This is a genomic window from Halosimplex litoreum (genome assembly GCF_016065055.1).
In the GTDB taxonomy this organism is placed as follows: domain Archaea; phylum Halobacteriota; class Halobacteria; order Halobacteriales; family Haloarculaceae; genus Halosimplex; species Halosimplex litoreum.
In genome coordinates, this window is record NZ_CP065856.1 from 2,168,191 (window position 1) to 2,181,520 (window position 13,330).

The following is a 13,330-nucleotide window of genomic DNA, read 5'->3' on the forward strand; positions in this document are numbered from 1 at the left end:
CATGACCGGCGACGCATCGACCGCGACCGCCAGCGCCACCGTCGACCGCGCCGTCGACGCGTTGCGGCGCGGCGACCCGATCCTCGTCCACGACGCCGCCGACCGCGAGGGCGAGGTCGACCTGATCTACCCCGCCGGCGCGGTCACGCCCGAGGCGGTCGCCCGCATGCGCAACGACGCCGGCGGTCTCGTCTGCGCCGCGCTCTCCGACGACGTGGCCGACGCCTTCGAGTTGCCCTACCTGCAGGAGACCATCGACCACCCCGCCGCGGCCGACCACGACCTCGGCTACGACGAGCGCTCCTCGTTTTCGCTCACAGTGAACCACCGCGACACCTACACCGGGATCACCGACGAGGATCGGGCGCTGACGATCACCGAACTCGCCGCGGCCGCGGCCGCGCCCGAGGAGACGGACTTCGCCGGCGAGTTCCGCGCGCCCGGCCACGTCCACGTCCTCCGGGCGGCGCCCGGCCTCCTCGCGGACCGCGAGGGCCACACCGAACTCGCCGTTGCACTCGCGGGCGCCGCCGACCTGCCGTCGGCGATGGTCGTCTGTGAGATGCTCGACGACGAGACGGGCGCCGCCCTCTCGCCGGCCGCCGCCCGCGCCTACGCCGACCGCGAGGGACTCGTCTACGTCGAGGGGTCGGCCGTCGTCGAACGGCTCAGCTGAGTGGTATCGGGCGACTGAAATCCCCTCCGGCCCCATCACCGACGATGACAGGCTTCTCGCGTCGGTCCGTACTCCGTGCTGCCGGTCTCACAGCGGTCGGCACCCTCGCCGGCTGTACCAGCGACGGTTCGAGCGACGGATCCGGGGCGACACCGACCGACTCCCCGGGAGACATCGTCGCCGGGCCGGGCGGTGCCTACGCCTTCGACCCCGAATCGTACACCGCCTCGGTCGGCGAGACGGTCACCTGGTACTTCGCCAGCCCGACCCACAACGTCGGCTGTCGCCCCGGCGACGCCCCGCAGGTCTCCCTACCCGACGGCGCCGAGCCCTTCGCCAGTTACCAGGACGGCGACGTAGGCCGGACCGTCCGGCAGGGCGAGACCTACGAACACACCTTCGAGACGGCCGGCGAGTACACCTACGTCTGCATCCCCCACTCGCGCCAGGGGATGGCCGGGACGGTCGTCGTCGAGGAGTAGCTCCCCGTCCACCGCGGTGGCGCAGCGCCCGGGCCACGAACGCGGCTACCGCGTCCGCTCCGCGGACGGTCCCCGGACGACTCCACGGCCGACGGCGAGCGGTCGTCGGAGCGGCTCGCGGCTTCCACGTCGTCGGCCGACGGTCACTCACACCACTTCGGGATCCCGTCGCCGTCCTCGTCGATCGGGTCGCCCAGCCCGTCGCCGTCGTAGTCCGTCGACGTCTCGACCGCACCGGGCGGGACCTCGGGGTCCCGCGTGGCAGTCCACTCGTTGAAGATGACCGTCTCGCCGTCGTCGTTCCGGAGGACGACGAAGTAGCTGTCGCCTTCGCTGCAGATCGGATCGAGGACGCTGTCGCTGTCGAAGCCGTCGATGTGGACGTACTCCTGGGCCTTGACCTGCGGGCCGCCCGTCCACACGTCCGACCAGCGGATCGTGTTGCCGCTTTCGTCTTTGATGATCACGTCGTCGGCGTCGACGGTCCGGCCGATCTCGTGGGTTATCTTGACGTACGGTCGGTGGTCGGTGTTGTCCTGGCCGGTTGCCACGTACTCGCGGTCGAAGGCGCCGGCCGGTGCCGGCTCGTCTAGCTCGCCCTCGAAACCGATCGCCATCGTCGCGACGACGCCGGCCAACACGACCGCGATCGCGACCAGCAGGACGGTCCCCACCACCGACGAGACGCCGCGGTCGTCCGCGAGACGCCCTGCTGGCCCGCCAGTGCCCCCCTCACGGCCCGTTCGCACGGTCGGATCCATCGGTTTCCGGTTAGTACGTCGCCACCGAGCATAACTCCCGGTCAGCGATTTCAGACTGTGATAGCGCCGGCGAGTCGCACGGTCACAGGTTCTTGAGCGAGAACCACCCGCCGCCCAGGACGAAGAGGACCCCGAAGGCGGCGGCGAACAGGGGCGTGTTCGTCGTCCTGTTCTTCAGGAACGCGTCGCCCGGCTGGTCGGGCGCGACGTACGCGGTGGTCGTCGCACCCTCCTCGTACTCGGCGACGACCTCGCGGGCCGCCGACTCCGTGTCGTAGGTCGGTGATATCGACGCGGGGAAGACGCTCGTGCTCTCGTAGGTCGTCCCCTCGTACTCGTAGGTAAAGCGGACCGTCGGCTCGTGGTCGACGCCGCGCCTGGCCGAGACTGTCTCGACCCCGACCGCCTCGACCGTCGCCGTCACCTCGACCGAGTCTCGCACCGCCTCGGACTGCTGGACGTAGTCGTAGCCGCCGTAGCCAGTGACCGCGAGCCCCAGCAGGAGCATCAACAGCGCCCCGCGCAGCGACTCCGGGCCGTCGATCGACAGGCCCGAACCGTCGCTCACGCCGGGCACCTCCCGATCCCAGTCGGCGAGTACGTCCCGTTCGTGACGTCTCGGTCGCGTTCGACAGTCATCGTCTGGAGGGATCCCGACGCTTTCGGTAAAAGTCCTCGCGTGACGCCAGCGTCTGTTTGTGTTATTAGTCCGCACGCGACCGTCAACACTCTTTACAGCGCGCTCGGAACCGTTGTTCATGGACGCATCAGGCGAGGCGGGCGACGACACCGACGGTGGACCGACAACGTATAAATCGGCGGGGCCCCTCACCGGGAGGTACGACCAATGAGCGAGCGCCCCGAGATGTTCCAGGGCGTCGACGAACTCTGGATGGACGGCGAGTTCGTCGACTTCGACGACGCACAGATCCACGTCCTCACCCACGGCCTCCACTACGGCTCCGGGGTCTTCGAGGGCGTCCGCTGCTACGACACCGCCGACGGCCCCGCGATCTTCCGCTGGGAAGAGCATCTGGAGCGGTTCTACCAGTCCGGCAAGCCCTACGATCTCGACATCCCCTTCGACCGCGAGGAACTCACCGAGGCGACGGTCGAACTCCTCCGCCGCGAGGAGCTGAACTCCTGTTACATCCGGCCGATCGCCTTCTACGGCTACGACTCGCTGGGCGTGAGCCCGGGCGACTGCCCGACGACGGTCGCCATCGGCGCCTGGCCGTGGGGCGCCTACCTCGGCGAGGACGCCCTGGAGAACGGCGTCGACGTGATGGTTTCCTCGTGGCGCAAGCACGCCTCCAGCCAGATCCCCACGAACATGAAGACCACCGGTCTCTACGTCAACTCCATGCTCGCCACCGAGGAGGCCAAGGGCAACGGCTACACCGAGGCGATCGTCCTCAACAAGGAGGGCAACGTCGCCGAAGGCCCCGGCGAGAACCTCTTCCTGGTGCGCGACGGCGAACTCTACACGCCCGGCCTCGCCGAGTCAATCCTCGACGGCATCACCCGCCGCACCGCCATCGAACTCGCCCGCGACCTTGGTTACACCGTCCACGACCAGGCCACCATCTCCCGCGGCGAGCTGTACACCGCCGACGAACTCTTCTTCACCGGCACCGCCGCGGAGGTCACCCCCATCCGCAGCGTCGACGACAACGTCATCGGCGAGGGCACGAAGGGTCCGGTCACCGACGAGATCCAGACGCAGTTCTTCGATCTGGTCGAGGGGCGACTCGACGGCTACGACGACTGGTTCACGTTCGTCTGAGTCGCGACGCAGATACACCCATTTCGGCGTCGAGAGCGGTTTTCGAACCCGATCCGGCGAACTGTGACTAAACAATTAGGGGTAACGGTCACGGGCGTTTGCCCCCGATATCGGGTAGATGCACCAGACGAGTACGACCGATAGTCACGGCTGGCGCGTACGGGAGTCCGAAGACGGGACACGGGGTCGGGTGGTCGGCGAATGGCACTGACCGCGCGTCTCCGGTCCGTGCTGAGCGACGCCCGCGAGCGGGCCGGCCGCGAGGATACCGGTGACGCCGACGCGCCGGCGGGCGACCCCGGAGCGAGCAACGACTCGCCCGTGGAACCGAGTGCGGGCCTGTTCGAGTGCCCCGCTTGCGGGACTGTCTACGTCGCAGAGGAGAAGTCGACCTGTTCGTCCTGCGACGAGTCCGTCGAGGAAGTCTCGGCGACGCTCTCGCGGGAGTAGCGCGACCGGCCGCGGCCGGTCAGCGGTCGTCCGGATCCGAGGCGAGCGAGTCGGGTACCCCGTCCGAGTCGGCGTCACTCGACGGGTCGCCGTCGGCCCGGGCGTCCATCCGCGCTTCGACGCGTTCGAGCGCCTCCCGGGTCGCGCGCAGTTCGGCGACGAGTTCCTCGAGCTGGTCGGCGCTCGCGGCCCGCCGGTCGGACGCGCGGTCGTCGCTTCCCCCACCGGTGCCGTCGCGCCCGCCGCCGCCGGCCGCCCGCTGGACGCGGGATATCTCCTCACGCACGTCGCGAGCGTCCTCGACGTCGTCGAATGAGATGTCGGCGCCGGAACTCCCGGCGGTGCTGATCTCGATGGTACCGAAGCCCAGCTGCGTGCCCCAGAACGACTGGGTGAACTCCGTGTTCTGGATGCGGTCGAGGTCGACGCTCTCGATGTTCGTCGAGAGGATCCCCTGTTTGACGTACAGCGAGCGGTTGGTCACCACGTAGTCGGTGTGTTTGATCCCCAAGTACGACAGCGGCGAAAAGAGGAGGATCAGGATGCCGATCAGGAAGGGGATCAGGACCACGCCCGTCACGAGCGTGCCGACCATCCGCAGCTTGGTCGGCTCGCCGACCCAGACGACCTCCTCGCCGGGCTCCAGGGAGAGCCACTCCGAGACGTCCGAGTCGGCCGCCGCCGCGGCGCGGTCGGTCAGCGAGCCGCCGCCGGCGTCGCCGCTCGCCCCGTCCGTCGGCCCGTCGCTCCCGCCGTCCGCGGAGCCGTCGCCGCTCATGCGCGCTCCTCCATGCGTTCGGCGACGGCGCGGAGCTGGCGGGCCTCGTCCAGCAGCGCCTCGACGGTCCCCTCGTCGAGCGCGGCGGCGGGCGCCGGCTCGTCGTCACCCTCGTCGCGCTCGTCGGCGGCGCGGATCTGCTTCTGGAGCGCGTCGCGGAACGCCTCGGGGTCGTCCAGATCCGAGACCGCCAGGTCCGCCCCGCCGCTCCCGGCGGTCGAGACGGCGACGGTCCCGTAGTCGAAGAGGTTCCCCGTCACGTCCTTGCGCAGCGTCGTGTTCTGGACGCGGTCGACGCCGACGCTCGTGACCGTCTCCGAGAGCACCCCCGTCTTCAGGTAGATCCGCCGGTCGGTCAGCACGTAGTCGGTGTGCTCGACGTTCAGATACGCCCAGGCGACGGCGAGAACCTGCGAGCCGACGATCAGCGCCGCGATCGCCCAGACGACGAGGCCGGGAGCTACCGGGAACTCGGCGGGGTCGAGCGTCACCTGCGTCGTGACGAAGACGGCGCCCGTGAGGGCCAGCAGCGACAGGACCGCCGCCCCCGCGGCCGTACCGACGATGCGCCAGACGCGTGGTTTCCCCGTCCAGACGACCGACTCGTCCGGGTCGAGCGAGAGCCACTCGTGTGCTTCGTTCATATCGCGTGAGTGGCACGCTCCCGGAGATAAAACTACGGGACCGTCCGCCTCGGTGGGCCCTCGCGGCGAGCGGCATCACGCACCTGCGACCTGCGCGGACAGTCGCAGTCGGTCGCCCTCCGATATCGAGACAGCCAGATAGTCCTCGCCCCGTTCCTCGAGCGGCGTCGCCGCCGGCGTCTGAATCTCGGGCCCCTGGTGAGTTGCATCGTCGTCGTCGCTCGTTTTCTGGACGGTGATCTCGACCGTGTGTGGCTCCGAGTCCGTGTTCCGGATCAGCAGGTCCCCCGCGGTCGGACCCTCGTCGCCGCCCGTCACACAGCCCCCGACCAGCCCGCCGCCACACGCGACACCGGCCGTCCGGAGTACCTGTCGCCTGCTCGATCCGTTAATCACACACGGTGTCGGTCGCTCCGTGGTAAGTGCTTTTCCCAGACAGTTCGACGTCGGTCAGTTCCGTGCGAGTCGAACGGGTGTCTCCGTAAGCTATCTCGTGAAATGAAGCCGAGTGGGCGTGGCCGCAGCCGACAGCAGGCGACGAAAACCCTCGCCGCGTTCGATCGCAACTGCTTCAACCGCAGGAGACAGCGAGCGCTGAAAGCCCTCGACCCGCTCGCTACGAGTTGGAACGACCGCACTCGACGGAGACAGCGAGCGCTGAAAGCCCTCGACCCGCTCGCTACGAGTTGGAACGACCGCACTCGACGGCGACAGCGAGCGCTGAAAGCCCTCGACCCGCTCGCGGTCGCTGAGCGACATATCCTCGCGGCCGGAGGCCGCTTCGGATAGGGGTCGCTCAGGCGACTAAACTGGACGCGAGCGCGTCTCGCCCGTTCAGTCCACCAGGACAGCACGGCACCGTGACCACACCGTCCCGCACAGCACCGCAGACGGCCTCGAACCTCCCCAGCCTCTTGCGATGCTCGCAAGCTGCGCTTCTCATCCCTCGCACGGTATTGGTCGCGCGCACGAGAGCGCGCGACAGCGCGCGCCACCGCACCGCAACCGCCTACTCGCTCAGCCGCGTCGAACGCGACCGAGCCCGGCACTCGTCCGCCGAGGAACCGGGCGACCCGTTCCGCCACCCGCAGCTTTTTGCGAGTGCCGGTACCCCAACGCACATGCGACTCACCGGCCCCGCCGACGCGAACGCCGCCGTCTTCGACCCGGAGACCGCCGAACTCGCCGTCGAGCGCGACGGCACGACGCTCGTGACGCCCTCCGAACTCCCCGTCGGAAAACTCGCCCGGCAACTGCACGGCGTCGACTGGACCGCGGCCGAGATCTCGGTCGGCGACGCCACCGAGGTCGCCGAGAGCTACGAACTCCCGAAGGGGAAAGCCCGCGAGCGGAGCCATCGAGCGGTCGAGCGCACGGTCACCTACGATCACCCCGACGCCGACGGCGTCGTCGAGGTCGACCTGCGCGCCGCCGCCGAGGGCGTCGCCGTCCGCTACCGCGTCACCGGGACGGCGGTGGAGATCTACACCGGCGACGAGACGACGCTGTCGCTCCCCCACGACACCGTCTCGTGGCTGATCCCCTTCGACGCCGCCCACGAGGCCAGCGCCCGCCAGCAGCCCATCCGCGAGACCGACGGGGAGTACTGCACGCCCGGCCTGTTCCGGATCGACGACGAGTGGCTGCTGCTGGCCGAAGCGGGTGTCGACGGCGATTACGCCGCTGCCCGTCTCCGCGCCGAGGAATCGGGGATGACCTACGCCCTCCCAGTGACCCACATGAACGCTCACTTCCCGCTGGAGACGCCCTGGCGCGTCGCGATGACGGGGAGCCTGGCCGACATCGTCGAGTCGACGCTAGTGACCGACCTCGTCGACGAGGCCGGCACGGACGACGCCGTCGAGGTCGGCGACGAGTGGGTCGAGCCCGGCCGCGTCGCGTGGTCGTGGTGGTCCGAATCCGACAGCCCCGACGACTTCGACCGCCAGCGCGAGTATATCGACTACGCCGCCGCCCGCGACTGGGAGTACGTCCTCGTCGACGCCGGGTGGCCCCGCCGCCGCGAGGAGATGCCGGACCTCATCGACTACGCCGACGAGCGGGGCGTCGACGTGCTGCTTTGGACTCACTGGACGGACGTCAACACCGAGACCAAACGCGCCGAACGGCTGCCCACCTGGGCCGACTGGGGCGCCGCGGGAATCAAGGTCGACTTCATGGACGCCGACGACCAGGGGCGGATGCAGTTCTACGACGACCTCGCGGAGGACGCCGCCGAGCACGAACTCCTCGTCAACTTCCACGGTTCCGTGGTGCCGACGGGCCTCCAGCGCCGGTACCCCCACGTGATGACCTACGAGGGGGTCATGGGCGCCGAGTACTACAAGTGGTCCACCGCCACGCCCGAGCACAACTGCACCCTGCCCTTTACCCGCAACGTCGTCGGCCCGATGGACTACACGCCCGTCACGTTCTCCGCCGACGCCGCAGGGACCACGCCCGGACACGAACTCGCTCTCTCCGTGGTCTTCGAGTCGCCGCTCCAGCACTTCGCCGACTCGATCGACGAGTACGCCGCTCGACCCGAAGCGGAGGGGTTTCTGGAGCGGGTGCCCGCGGCGTGGGACGAGACGCGCCTCGTCGGTGGGTATCCCGGCGTCGAGGCGACCGTGGCGCGCAGGGACGGCGACGAGTGGTTCCTCGGGTCGATTACGGCGGGACCGCAGCGCATCGTCACCGTCGACTGCTCGTTCCTGACGAGCGGCGACGCCGACCCCGGCAAGGAGTGGACGGCTCACGTCGTTCGAGACGAAGCCGACGGGACGCTCGAATCCGAGGCGTGGACGGTCACCGGCGAGGAGGCTCTGGACGTGGTCGTGCCGGAGAACGGCGGGTTCGCGGCGCGATTCGGGCGGTAGCGTTCGTCGTTCACAGCCACTCGCGGCCGGTCTTCTGTATCCCCTTGACCTCCTCGTGGGGATAGACCTCGGCCATCGCGTCGACGATCGCGACCAGTTCGGTGACAGAGATGGATTCGTCCTCGAAGAACAGCACGGCGCGGTACTCATCCGGCGAGAACCGAGCGACGAAATCGTCGTCGTACGTGACGATCGTTCGGTCGGTCTCGGCGGAGTAGCGGGCGAGGTCTGCGTCCGACGTTCCCTTACCCAATCCCGAAACTCGGTCGACGTGCTCCACGTCGTGTCCTGCCGCGGTGAGGCGGTCGGTCGCCTCGTTCTCGACGTTCTCGTCGAGCAGTAGTCGATACCCCACGGCTACTCGTCGGGTGGCCTGAGTGTCGTCCGGTCCTCGGCCTCGGCGATCCGCTTCTCTCGTCGGTCCTCGACGCGCTTCATTTCGTCGGGGTTGCGGTGGTAGTAGGTGAGCGCCGCGTACACGTCCGCGAGCGAGAGGCCGTATCGGTCCGCGACCGACGCTGGAGAGCGACCGCGAGTCTCGACCTGTTCGCGGAGGAAACGGACGGTCAGCCGCGACCCCTCGACGTGGGGCTCGTCGTGGATATCGGAGTCCGCGCCCGGAACGATCCCGCTCACCTGTTCGGTCGCCATCTACGCGACGGTTGTGCAGTTTCGGATTTAAACCTTCGTTGGCAGCGAATGGTACCCTTCTGCACGAGACTCTCCTGTTCGGGTGCTGGTCGGCGGTCGGATCGGCTGTTCCGGTCCAGCTGGGTCCGTTACGTCCGGAGATTCGTCACCTGCATCGCGTCTTCGAGCGCTTCCGTCTCGAAGTCGCCGTCCGCGACGACGAGTTCGTCGCCGGTCGATCGGGCGGTCGCAGCGATGAGCAAGTCCGCAGTCGCGAGTCGCTCCCCGTCGTCGATCAGTTCGTCTTGCAGTCGAGCCGCCTCGATGGCGACCGATTCGTTCAGATCGAGCGCTTGCACGCCGGCGAAATCCTGGCGGACCGCCACGATATCCGTCTCTCCGCTCCCGAGACGACCGTTGATCACCTCGAAGACACAGATCGTCGACGTGAGCCACGGTTCACGGCCCTCGATGTGCGCGCGAACGCGCTCGTCGCCGCTGAGGTACTGGATGATGGTGGACGTGTCGAGAAACGTCATCGCTCGGGGCGCTCGCGTCCGTCGCGGAGGTGTTTCATCGCCTCGTCTGCCTCGTCGTCGTCCCAGGCGCCGAAGGTCATCGGTTCGCGGTCGCTCGTGATCCGCTGGAGAAACTCGTCCCACGTCTCGTCGTCCCGCTTCAGGTCGTCCAGCCGCTCTTTGGTCTCCTCGTCGACCGGTATCGATGTCCGGCTCACGTGAATTCATTGGGAATTCTTCGGTCAAAAACCTTCGCTGCCGTGAGGTGGCCGAGCCGATCGACAGTCGCCTGCGATTCCCGCGACCCCGACACTCATACCCCACCCGCTCTCACCCACAGCCGATGACGGGCACGTTCGTCGTGCTGGAGGGGACTGCGGGAACGGGCAAGTCCACGCGACTGGACGCACTCGCCGCCGAGTTGCGCGACCGCGGCGAGTCGGTCACGGTCGTCCCGGAGTTCGCCGACGGGTCGGTCGGCGATTTCGTCGTCGACGAGATCGTCAGCGGCGACGCCGATCAGTTCCGCGAGCGCGCGCTCTCGCTGACCGCCGGGGCGCTCGCGAGCGCCAGCTACCAGGCCGAGACCGTGATCCGGCCGGCGCTCGACGCCGGCGACGTCGTCCTCACCGAGCGATTCCTCGACAGCGTCGCCGTCTACAACACGCCGACCGTCGAAGCGCGCGAGGGGGTGTCGATGGACGCGACGCTCGCGGAGTTCCGGGCGGCGATGCCCGTGGAACCGGACCTGACCGTCCTGCTGACGCTGGACGACGAGACGCGCCGGGAGCGACTCGCGACCCACCGGCCGAACCTGCTCGACGACGGGGCAGTCCCCGACCGTCGCGGCGAGCGCGAACGGCGCTACCGCGACCTGCTGGCCGACCGCGAGGACGCCGTCGTCTACGAGAATTCCGGCGACGTGTCCACCGCCGTCGCAGAAATTGCCGCGGAAATCGAACGATAGTGGACGCCGACCGCCGCGCAATGGACACAGTTATTCGGGGAGAGAGATAACACCGCTCCACCAGCTATGCGCCACGCACACACGAAGCGGGTGATCCGATGCGAGTCGTAGTGAAGTTCGGGGGAACGAGCCTGGGCAACGGGGCGCGCGTCACGCGCGCGGCCGATTCGATCGCCCAGGCGATCGAGAACGGCCACGAGGTGGCGGTCGTCGCCAGCGCGATGGGGTCGACGACCGACGACCTGCTCGACGACATCAACTACGAGGCCGAGGACGCCGACCGCGCCGAGATCGTCTCGATGGGCGAGCGGACTTCCGTCCGGATGCTCAAGGGGGCGCTGGCCGCTCGCGGCATCGAGGCGGACTTCTTCGAGCCCGGCAGCGAGGGGTGGCCGATCATCACCGACGAGTACGGCGAGGTCGACGTCGACGAGACGAAAAAGCGCGCCGGCGCGCTCGGCGGCCAGCTCGGCGACGTCGTCCCCGTCATCACCGGCTTTCTCGCCCAGGACCACCAGGGCAACGTCACGACGCTCGGTCGGGGCGGGTCGGACACCTCCGCGGTCATGCTCGGCAAGTACATGGACGCCGACGAGGTCGTCATCGTCACCGACGTGGAAGGCGTCATGACCGGCGACCCCCGCGTCGTCGAGGGCGCGCGTAACGTCGGCGAGATCACCGTCGACGAACTGCGCTCGCTGTCGTTCCGTGGCGCCGAGGTCGTCGCCCCCTCCGCGCTGTCGTACAAGGGCGCCGACCTCGGCGTCCGGGTCGTCCACTACCAGCACGACGATCTGCTGACCGGCGGCACGTCGATCGAGGGGGAGTTCCAGAACCTCATCGACCTCCAGGAAGAACGCTTGGCCTGCGTCACCGTCGCCGGTCGCGCGATCCGCAACAGTCCGGGTATCCTCGCCGACCTGGCCGCCGCCCTGGGCGACGAGGGGATCAACATCGACGCCAACTCCTCGGGGATGGACTCGATCACCTTCTACGTCGACGCCGAGGACGCCGAGGACGCCGAGGCGCTGCTGCACGACGAGGTCGTCGACGGCGAGGCCCTCTCCAGCGTCACCGTCGAGGACGACATCGCCGTCGTCCGCGTCACCGGCAGCGACCTGCCCAACCAGCCCGGCATCGTCAAACGCGCCATCGACCCCGTCTCGGAGGCCCATATCCACCTCTACGACGTGATCACCTCCGCCACCTCCGTCTCGGTGTTCGTCCCCTGGGAGGACCGCGAGCAGACGCTCAGGCTCGTCCAGAACGAGTTTTAACCCACGCGACGGACAGGTCTCCGCCTTCCGGTCGTTCTACTGCCCCGAGCGCAGCCGCGTCCCGATCCGCAGAGGCAGATCGGCCTCCCGGACGGCGTCGACCACCCGGTCCACGTCGTACTCGACGCGACGGGCCTCGATCTCCTTGCTGTCGAAGTCGACCAGCGAGTACGCCGCCCGGGGGTCGCCGTCGCGGGGCTGACCGACCGCACCGGGGTTGAGGATCAGCCCCTCGTCGAAGAACTCGTGGCCCTGGACGTGGGTGTGGCCGGTCACGAGCACGTCCTCGTCGCCGAGCATGTCCGGGTCGTACTCCTCGGGGTAGGTGTACCGGTCGGGGTCGTGGGGGTGGCCGTGGACGATGCGCAGCCGGCGGTCACAGACCACCCGCTGCTCGGGAAGCTCGCCCAGCCACGCCAGTTGCTCGTCGCTGCAAGTCTCGCGGGCGTGGTCGACCGCGGCTGCGGCCATGTCGTTGAACCCGTAGGCCTGGTCGAACGCCACCGCCCGGTCGTGGTTGCCCATCACCGTCGGCACCTGCCCGTCGGGGAGCATCGCGGCCGCCTCGTCGCTCAGCCCGTGGTCGCCCTCGCCTCGGATCGCCGCCGCGCACTCGCTGTGCCAGGGGTTGTACCCGACCACGTCGCCCGCACAGACCAGCAGGTCGACGTCCGGCATGTCTTCCAGGACCGTCTCCAGCGCCACGAGATTCCCGTGGATGTCCGAGATCACGCCCACCTTCATGGCCTGGCTTGGGCGGCCCTCGCTCTTAGTAGTATGGCAGGGTCCGGTCAGAAATCGGTCTTTTCCGCGGCGACCGCAACTACTCGTCGCCGTTGTAGATGGCCGTCTCGAACCCGTCGTCGCTGGACCCGGAGACGCCGACCGCACAGACTTCGTGTTCGAGATCCATCCTGTAGGCCTCGCTGGCGGCCGCGGCGGCGCCCGTCGCGTCGAACTCGACCGGTTCGGGGCTGTCGCGCTCGTAGGTCGCGACCAGCGTCGGCTCGGTGGCCTCCTCGACCAGCAGCGCGTCGCGGCGGACGGTCCCGATGACGGCGCCAGGACCGTCGGCGTTCGTGCTCGGGTCCGCGGCGTCGACGCCCACGATCCCCGCGACGCGCGGGGTGTCGTAGTCGTCCTTCTCGAAGTCCAGCGCGAGCAACGGCTCGGCCAGCGCGTCCCGGGCGGGGTAGCCCAGTTCGAGCTTCTCGGCGATGGGGTCGACGTGCGAGCCGTTGCCGATCACGGTGCCGTTGTCCGTGAGGCGCAGACAGTTGTACTCGACGTAGGGATTGTCCGTCTCGGGGGCGTCGGGCGTGGGACCGACGGTGACGGTACCCGGCTCGCGGCCGGTCGCTTTCCGGTTCGGGAACGAGCGGGAGGAGACGCGGTAGGCGCCCACCTCCGGCGCGACGACGACGAAACGTCCGACGTACATGTCCGTGTCTGTGCCCCTCCCGCGAAAGTAGGTGTCGGTTC

19 protein-coding genes are annotated in these 13,330 nt (G+C 68.8%); 7 read left to right on the top strand and 12 right to left on the bottom strand.

The annotated features are described in order from the left end of the window. Position 1: 1 nt before the first annotated feature. Both ribB and I7X12_RS10770 read left to right on the top strand, forming a co-directional pair. Entirely contained in the window at positions 2 to 676 is a 675-nt protein-coding gene (ribB, locus tag I7X12_RS10765) for a 3,4-dihydroxy-2-butanone-4-phosphate synthase (RefSeq protein ID WP_198060084.1), read from the top strand. Positions 677 to 720: 44 nt separating this feature from the next. After that, positions 721 to 1,158, top strand: a complete 438-nt coding sequence (locus I7X12_RS10770) for a plastocyanin/azurin family copper-binding protein (protein ID WP_198060085.1) — start codon at positions 721 to 723, stop codon at positions 1,156 to 1,158. A gap of 143 nt (positions 1,159 to 1,301) precedes the next feature. Here I7X12_RS10770 and I7X12_RS10775 read toward each other — a convergent pair whose 3' ends face one another. Together I7X12_RS10775 and I7X12_RS10780 are read right to left on the bottom strand one after the other, a co-directional pair. Further along, positions 1,302 to 1,919: a type IV pilin gene (locus I7X12_RS10775; protein WP_198060086.1), complete on the bottom strand. Its 618-nt coding sequence runs from the start codon at positions 1,917 to 1,919 to the stop codon at positions 1,302 to 1,304. An 82-nt stretch (positions 1,920 to 2,001) separates the two neighbouring features. Continuing rightward, positions 2,002 to 2,487 carry a DUF3592 domain-containing protein gene (locus I7X12_RS10780; protein ID WP_198060087.1) on the bottom strand — a complete coding sequence of 162 codons (486 nt, stop codon included), beginning with the start codon at positions 2,485 to 2,487 and terminating at the stop codon, positions 2,002 to 2,004. 279 nt (positions 2,488 to 2,766) lie between these two features. Between I7X12_RS10780 and I7X12_RS10785 the strand changes: the two genes are divergently transcribed. Then, entirely contained in the window at positions 2,767 to 3,705 is a 939-nt protein-coding gene (locus I7X12_RS10785) for a branched-chain amino acid transaminase (protein WP_198060088.1), read from the top strand. Positions 3,706 to 3,906: 201 nt separating this feature from the next. After that, positions 3,907 to 4,155 carry a hypothetical protein gene (locus tag I7X12_RS10790; RefSeq protein WP_198060089.1) on the top strand — a complete coding sequence of 83 codons (249 nt, stop codon included), beginning with the start codon at positions 3,907 to 3,909 and terminating at the stop codon, positions 4,153 to 4,155. Between the two features lie 19 nt (positions 4,156 to 4,174). Here the strand turns inward: I7X12_RS10790 and I7X12_RS10795 are convergent, their stop codons facing one another. The 4 genes from I7X12_RS10795 to I7X12_RS10810 form a co-directional block, all read right to left on the bottom strand. Further along, on the bottom strand, positions 4,175 to 4,933 hold the full coding sequence (locus I7X12_RS10795; RefSeq protein WP_198060090.1) for a PH domain-containing protein: 759 nt from the start codon (positions 4,931 to 4,933) through the stop codon (positions 4,175 to 4,177). Then, the gene (locus I7X12_RS10800; RefSeq protein WP_198060091.1) at positions 4,930 to 5,577 is read right to left on the bottom strand and encodes a PH domain-containing protein; all 648 of its coding nucleotides are present in this window, start codon (positions 5,575 to 5,577) and stop codon (positions 4,930 to 4,932) included. The genes I7X12_RS10795 and I7X12_RS10800 overlap by 4 nt, the downstream gene beginning before the upstream one ends. A gap of 75 nt (positions 5,578 to 5,652) precedes the next feature. Continuing rightward, positions 5,653 to 5,973: a hypothetical protein gene (locus tag I7X12_RS10805; RefSeq protein ID WP_198060092.1), complete on the bottom strand. Its 321-nt coding sequence runs from the start codon at positions 5,971 to 5,973 to the stop codon at positions 5,653 to 5,655. Between the two features lie 90 nt (positions 5,974 to 6,063). Beyond that, complete coding sequence (locus tag I7X12_RS10810) at positions 6,064 to 6,336, bottom strand: hypothetical protein (protein ID WP_198060093.1); 273 nt, start codon at positions 6,334 to 6,336, stop codon at positions 6,064 to 6,066. Between the two features lie 362 nt (positions 6,337 to 6,698). On the opposite strand from I7X12_RS10810, the gene I7X12_RS10815 reads away from it, so the two are divergent. Then, positions 6,699 to 8,456, top strand: coding sequence for a glycoside hydrolase family 97 protein (locus I7X12_RS10815; protein ID WP_198060094.1), 1,758 nt, complete (start codon positions 6,699 to 6,701; stop codon positions 8,454 to 8,456). A gap of 10 nt (positions 8,457 to 8,466) precedes the next feature. On the opposite strand, the gene I7X12_RS10820 is transcribed toward I7X12_RS10815, so the two are convergent. The 4 genes from I7X12_RS10820 to I7X12_RS10835 all read right to left on the bottom strand — a co-directional run bounded on the left by I7X12_RS10820 (position 8,467) and on the right by I7X12_RS10835 (position 9,822). Then, the gene (locus I7X12_RS10820) at positions 8,467 to 8,811 is read right to left on the bottom strand and encodes a DUF5615 family PIN-like protein (RefSeq protein WP_198060095.1); all 345 of its coding nucleotides are present in this window, start codon (positions 8,809 to 8,811) and stop codon (positions 8,467 to 8,469) included. A gap of 2 nt (positions 8,812 to 8,813) precedes the next feature. Beyond that, positions 8,814 to 9,107, bottom strand: a complete 294-nt coding sequence (locus I7X12_RS10825) for a DUF433 domain-containing protein (RefSeq protein ID WP_198060096.1) — start codon at positions 9,105 to 9,107, stop codon at positions 8,814 to 8,816. A gap of 128 nt (positions 9,108 to 9,235) precedes the next feature. After that, positions 9,236 to 9,625, bottom strand: a complete 390-nt coding sequence (locus I7X12_RS10830; RefSeq protein WP_198060097.1) for a PIN domain-containing protein — start codon at positions 9,623 to 9,625, stop codon at positions 9,236 to 9,238. Beyond that, positions 9,622 to 9,822, bottom strand: coding sequence for a DUF7557 family protein (locus I7X12_RS10835; protein WP_198060098.1), 201 nt, complete (start codon positions 9,820 to 9,822; stop codon positions 9,622 to 9,624). The genes I7X12_RS10830 and I7X12_RS10835 overlap by 4 nt, the downstream gene beginning before the upstream one ends. Positions 9,823 to 9,947: 125 nt before the next feature. On the opposite strand from I7X12_RS10835, the gene I7X12_RS10840 reads away from it, so the two are divergent. After that, the gene (locus tag I7X12_RS10840) at positions 9,948 to 10,571 is read left to right on the top strand and encodes a dTMP kinase (protein ID WP_198060099.1); all 624 of its coding nucleotides are present in this window, start codon (positions 9,948 to 9,950) and stop codon (positions 10,569 to 10,571) included. 98 nt (positions 10,572 to 10,669) lie between these two features. After that, positions 10,670 to 11,848: an aspartate kinase gene (locus I7X12_RS10845; RefSeq protein ID WP_198060100.1), complete on the top strand. Its 1,179-nt coding sequence runs from the start codon at positions 10,670 to 10,672 to the stop codon at positions 11,846 to 11,848. Positions 11,849 to 11,884: 36 nt separating this feature from the next. Here I7X12_RS10845 and I7X12_RS10850 read toward each other — a convergent pair whose 3' ends face one another. Both I7X12_RS10850 and I7X12_RS10855 read right to left on the bottom strand, forming a co-directional pair. Then, positions 11,885 to 12,592 (bottom strand): metallophosphoesterase family protein, encoded by a 708-nt coding sequence (locus I7X12_RS10850; protein ID WP_198060101.1) that lies wholly within the window; start codon positions 12,590 to 12,592, stop codon positions 11,885 to 11,887. A 79-nt stretch (positions 12,593 to 12,671) separates the two neighbouring features. Further along, a complete protein-coding gene (locus I7X12_RS10855; RefSeq protein ID WP_198060102.1) occupies positions 12,672 to 13,289 on the bottom strand; it encodes an IMP cyclohydrolase in 618 nt (205 codons plus the stop codon). Between the last annotated feature and the right edge of the window lie 41 nt (positions 13,290 to 13,330).

Bases quoted from the DNA above. Each gene is read 5' to 3' on its own strand.
- I7X12_RS10810 (WP_198060093.1), bottom strand. From the start codon at position 6,336: ATGTCGCTCAGCGACCGCGAGCGGGTCGAGGGCTTTCAGCGCTCGCTG.
- I7X12_RS10850 (WP_198060101.1), bottom strand. From the start codon at position 12,592: ATGAAGGTGGGCGTGATCTCGGACATCCACGGGAATCTCGTGGCGCTG.
- I7X12_RS10845 (WP_198060100.1), top strand. From the start codon at position 10,670: ATGCGAGTCGTAGTGAAGTTCGGGGGAACGAGCCTGGGCAACGGGGCG.
- I7X12_RS10790 (WP_198060089.1), top strand. From the start codon at position 3,907: ATGGCACTGACCGCGCGTCTCCGGTCCGTGCTGAGCGACGCCCGCGAG.
- I7X12_RS10840 (WP_198060099.1), top strand. From the start codon at position 9,948: ATGACGGGCACGTTCGTCGTGCTGGAGGGGACTGCGGGAACGGGCAAG.
- ribB (WP_198060084.1), top strand. From the start codon at position 2: ATGACCGGCGACGCATCGACCGCGACCGCCAGCGCCACCGTCGACCGC.
- I7X12_RS10800 (WP_198060091.1), bottom strand. From the start codon at position 5,577: ATGAACGAAGCACACGAGTGGCTCTCGCTCGACCCGGACGAGTCGGTC.
- I7X12_RS10825 (WP_198060096.1), bottom strand. From the start codon at position 9,107: ATGGCGACCGAACAGGTGAGCGGGATCGTTCCGGGCGCGGACTCCGAT.
- I7X12_RS10770 (WP_198060085.1), top strand. From the start codon at position 721: ATGACAGGCTTCTCGCGTCGGTCCGTACTCCGTGCTGCCGGTCTCACA.
- I7X12_RS10855 (WP_198060102.1), bottom strand. From the start codon at position 13,289: ATGTACGTCGGACGTTTCGTCGTCGTCGCGCCGGAGGTGGGCGCCTAC.
- I7X12_RS10815 (WP_198060094.1), top strand. From the start codon at position 6,699: ATGCGACTCACCGGCCCCGCCGACGCGAACGCCGCCGTCTTCGACCCG.
- I7X12_RS10830 (WP_198060097.1), bottom strand. From the start codon at position 9,625: ATGACGTTTCTCGACACGTCCACCATCATCCAGTACCTCAGCGGCGAC.
- I7X12_RS10795 (WP_198060090.1), bottom strand. From the start codon at position 4,933: ATGAGCGGCGACGGCTCCGCGGACGGCGGGAGCGACGGGCCGACGGAC.
- I7X12_RS10785 (WP_198060088.1), top strand. From the start codon at position 2,767: ATGAGCGAGCGCCCCGAGATGTTCCAGGGCGTCGACGAACTCTGGATG.
- I7X12_RS10775 (WP_198060086.1), bottom strand. From the start codon at position 1,919: ATGGATCCGACCGTGCGAACGGGCCGTGAGGGGGGCACTGGCGGGCCA.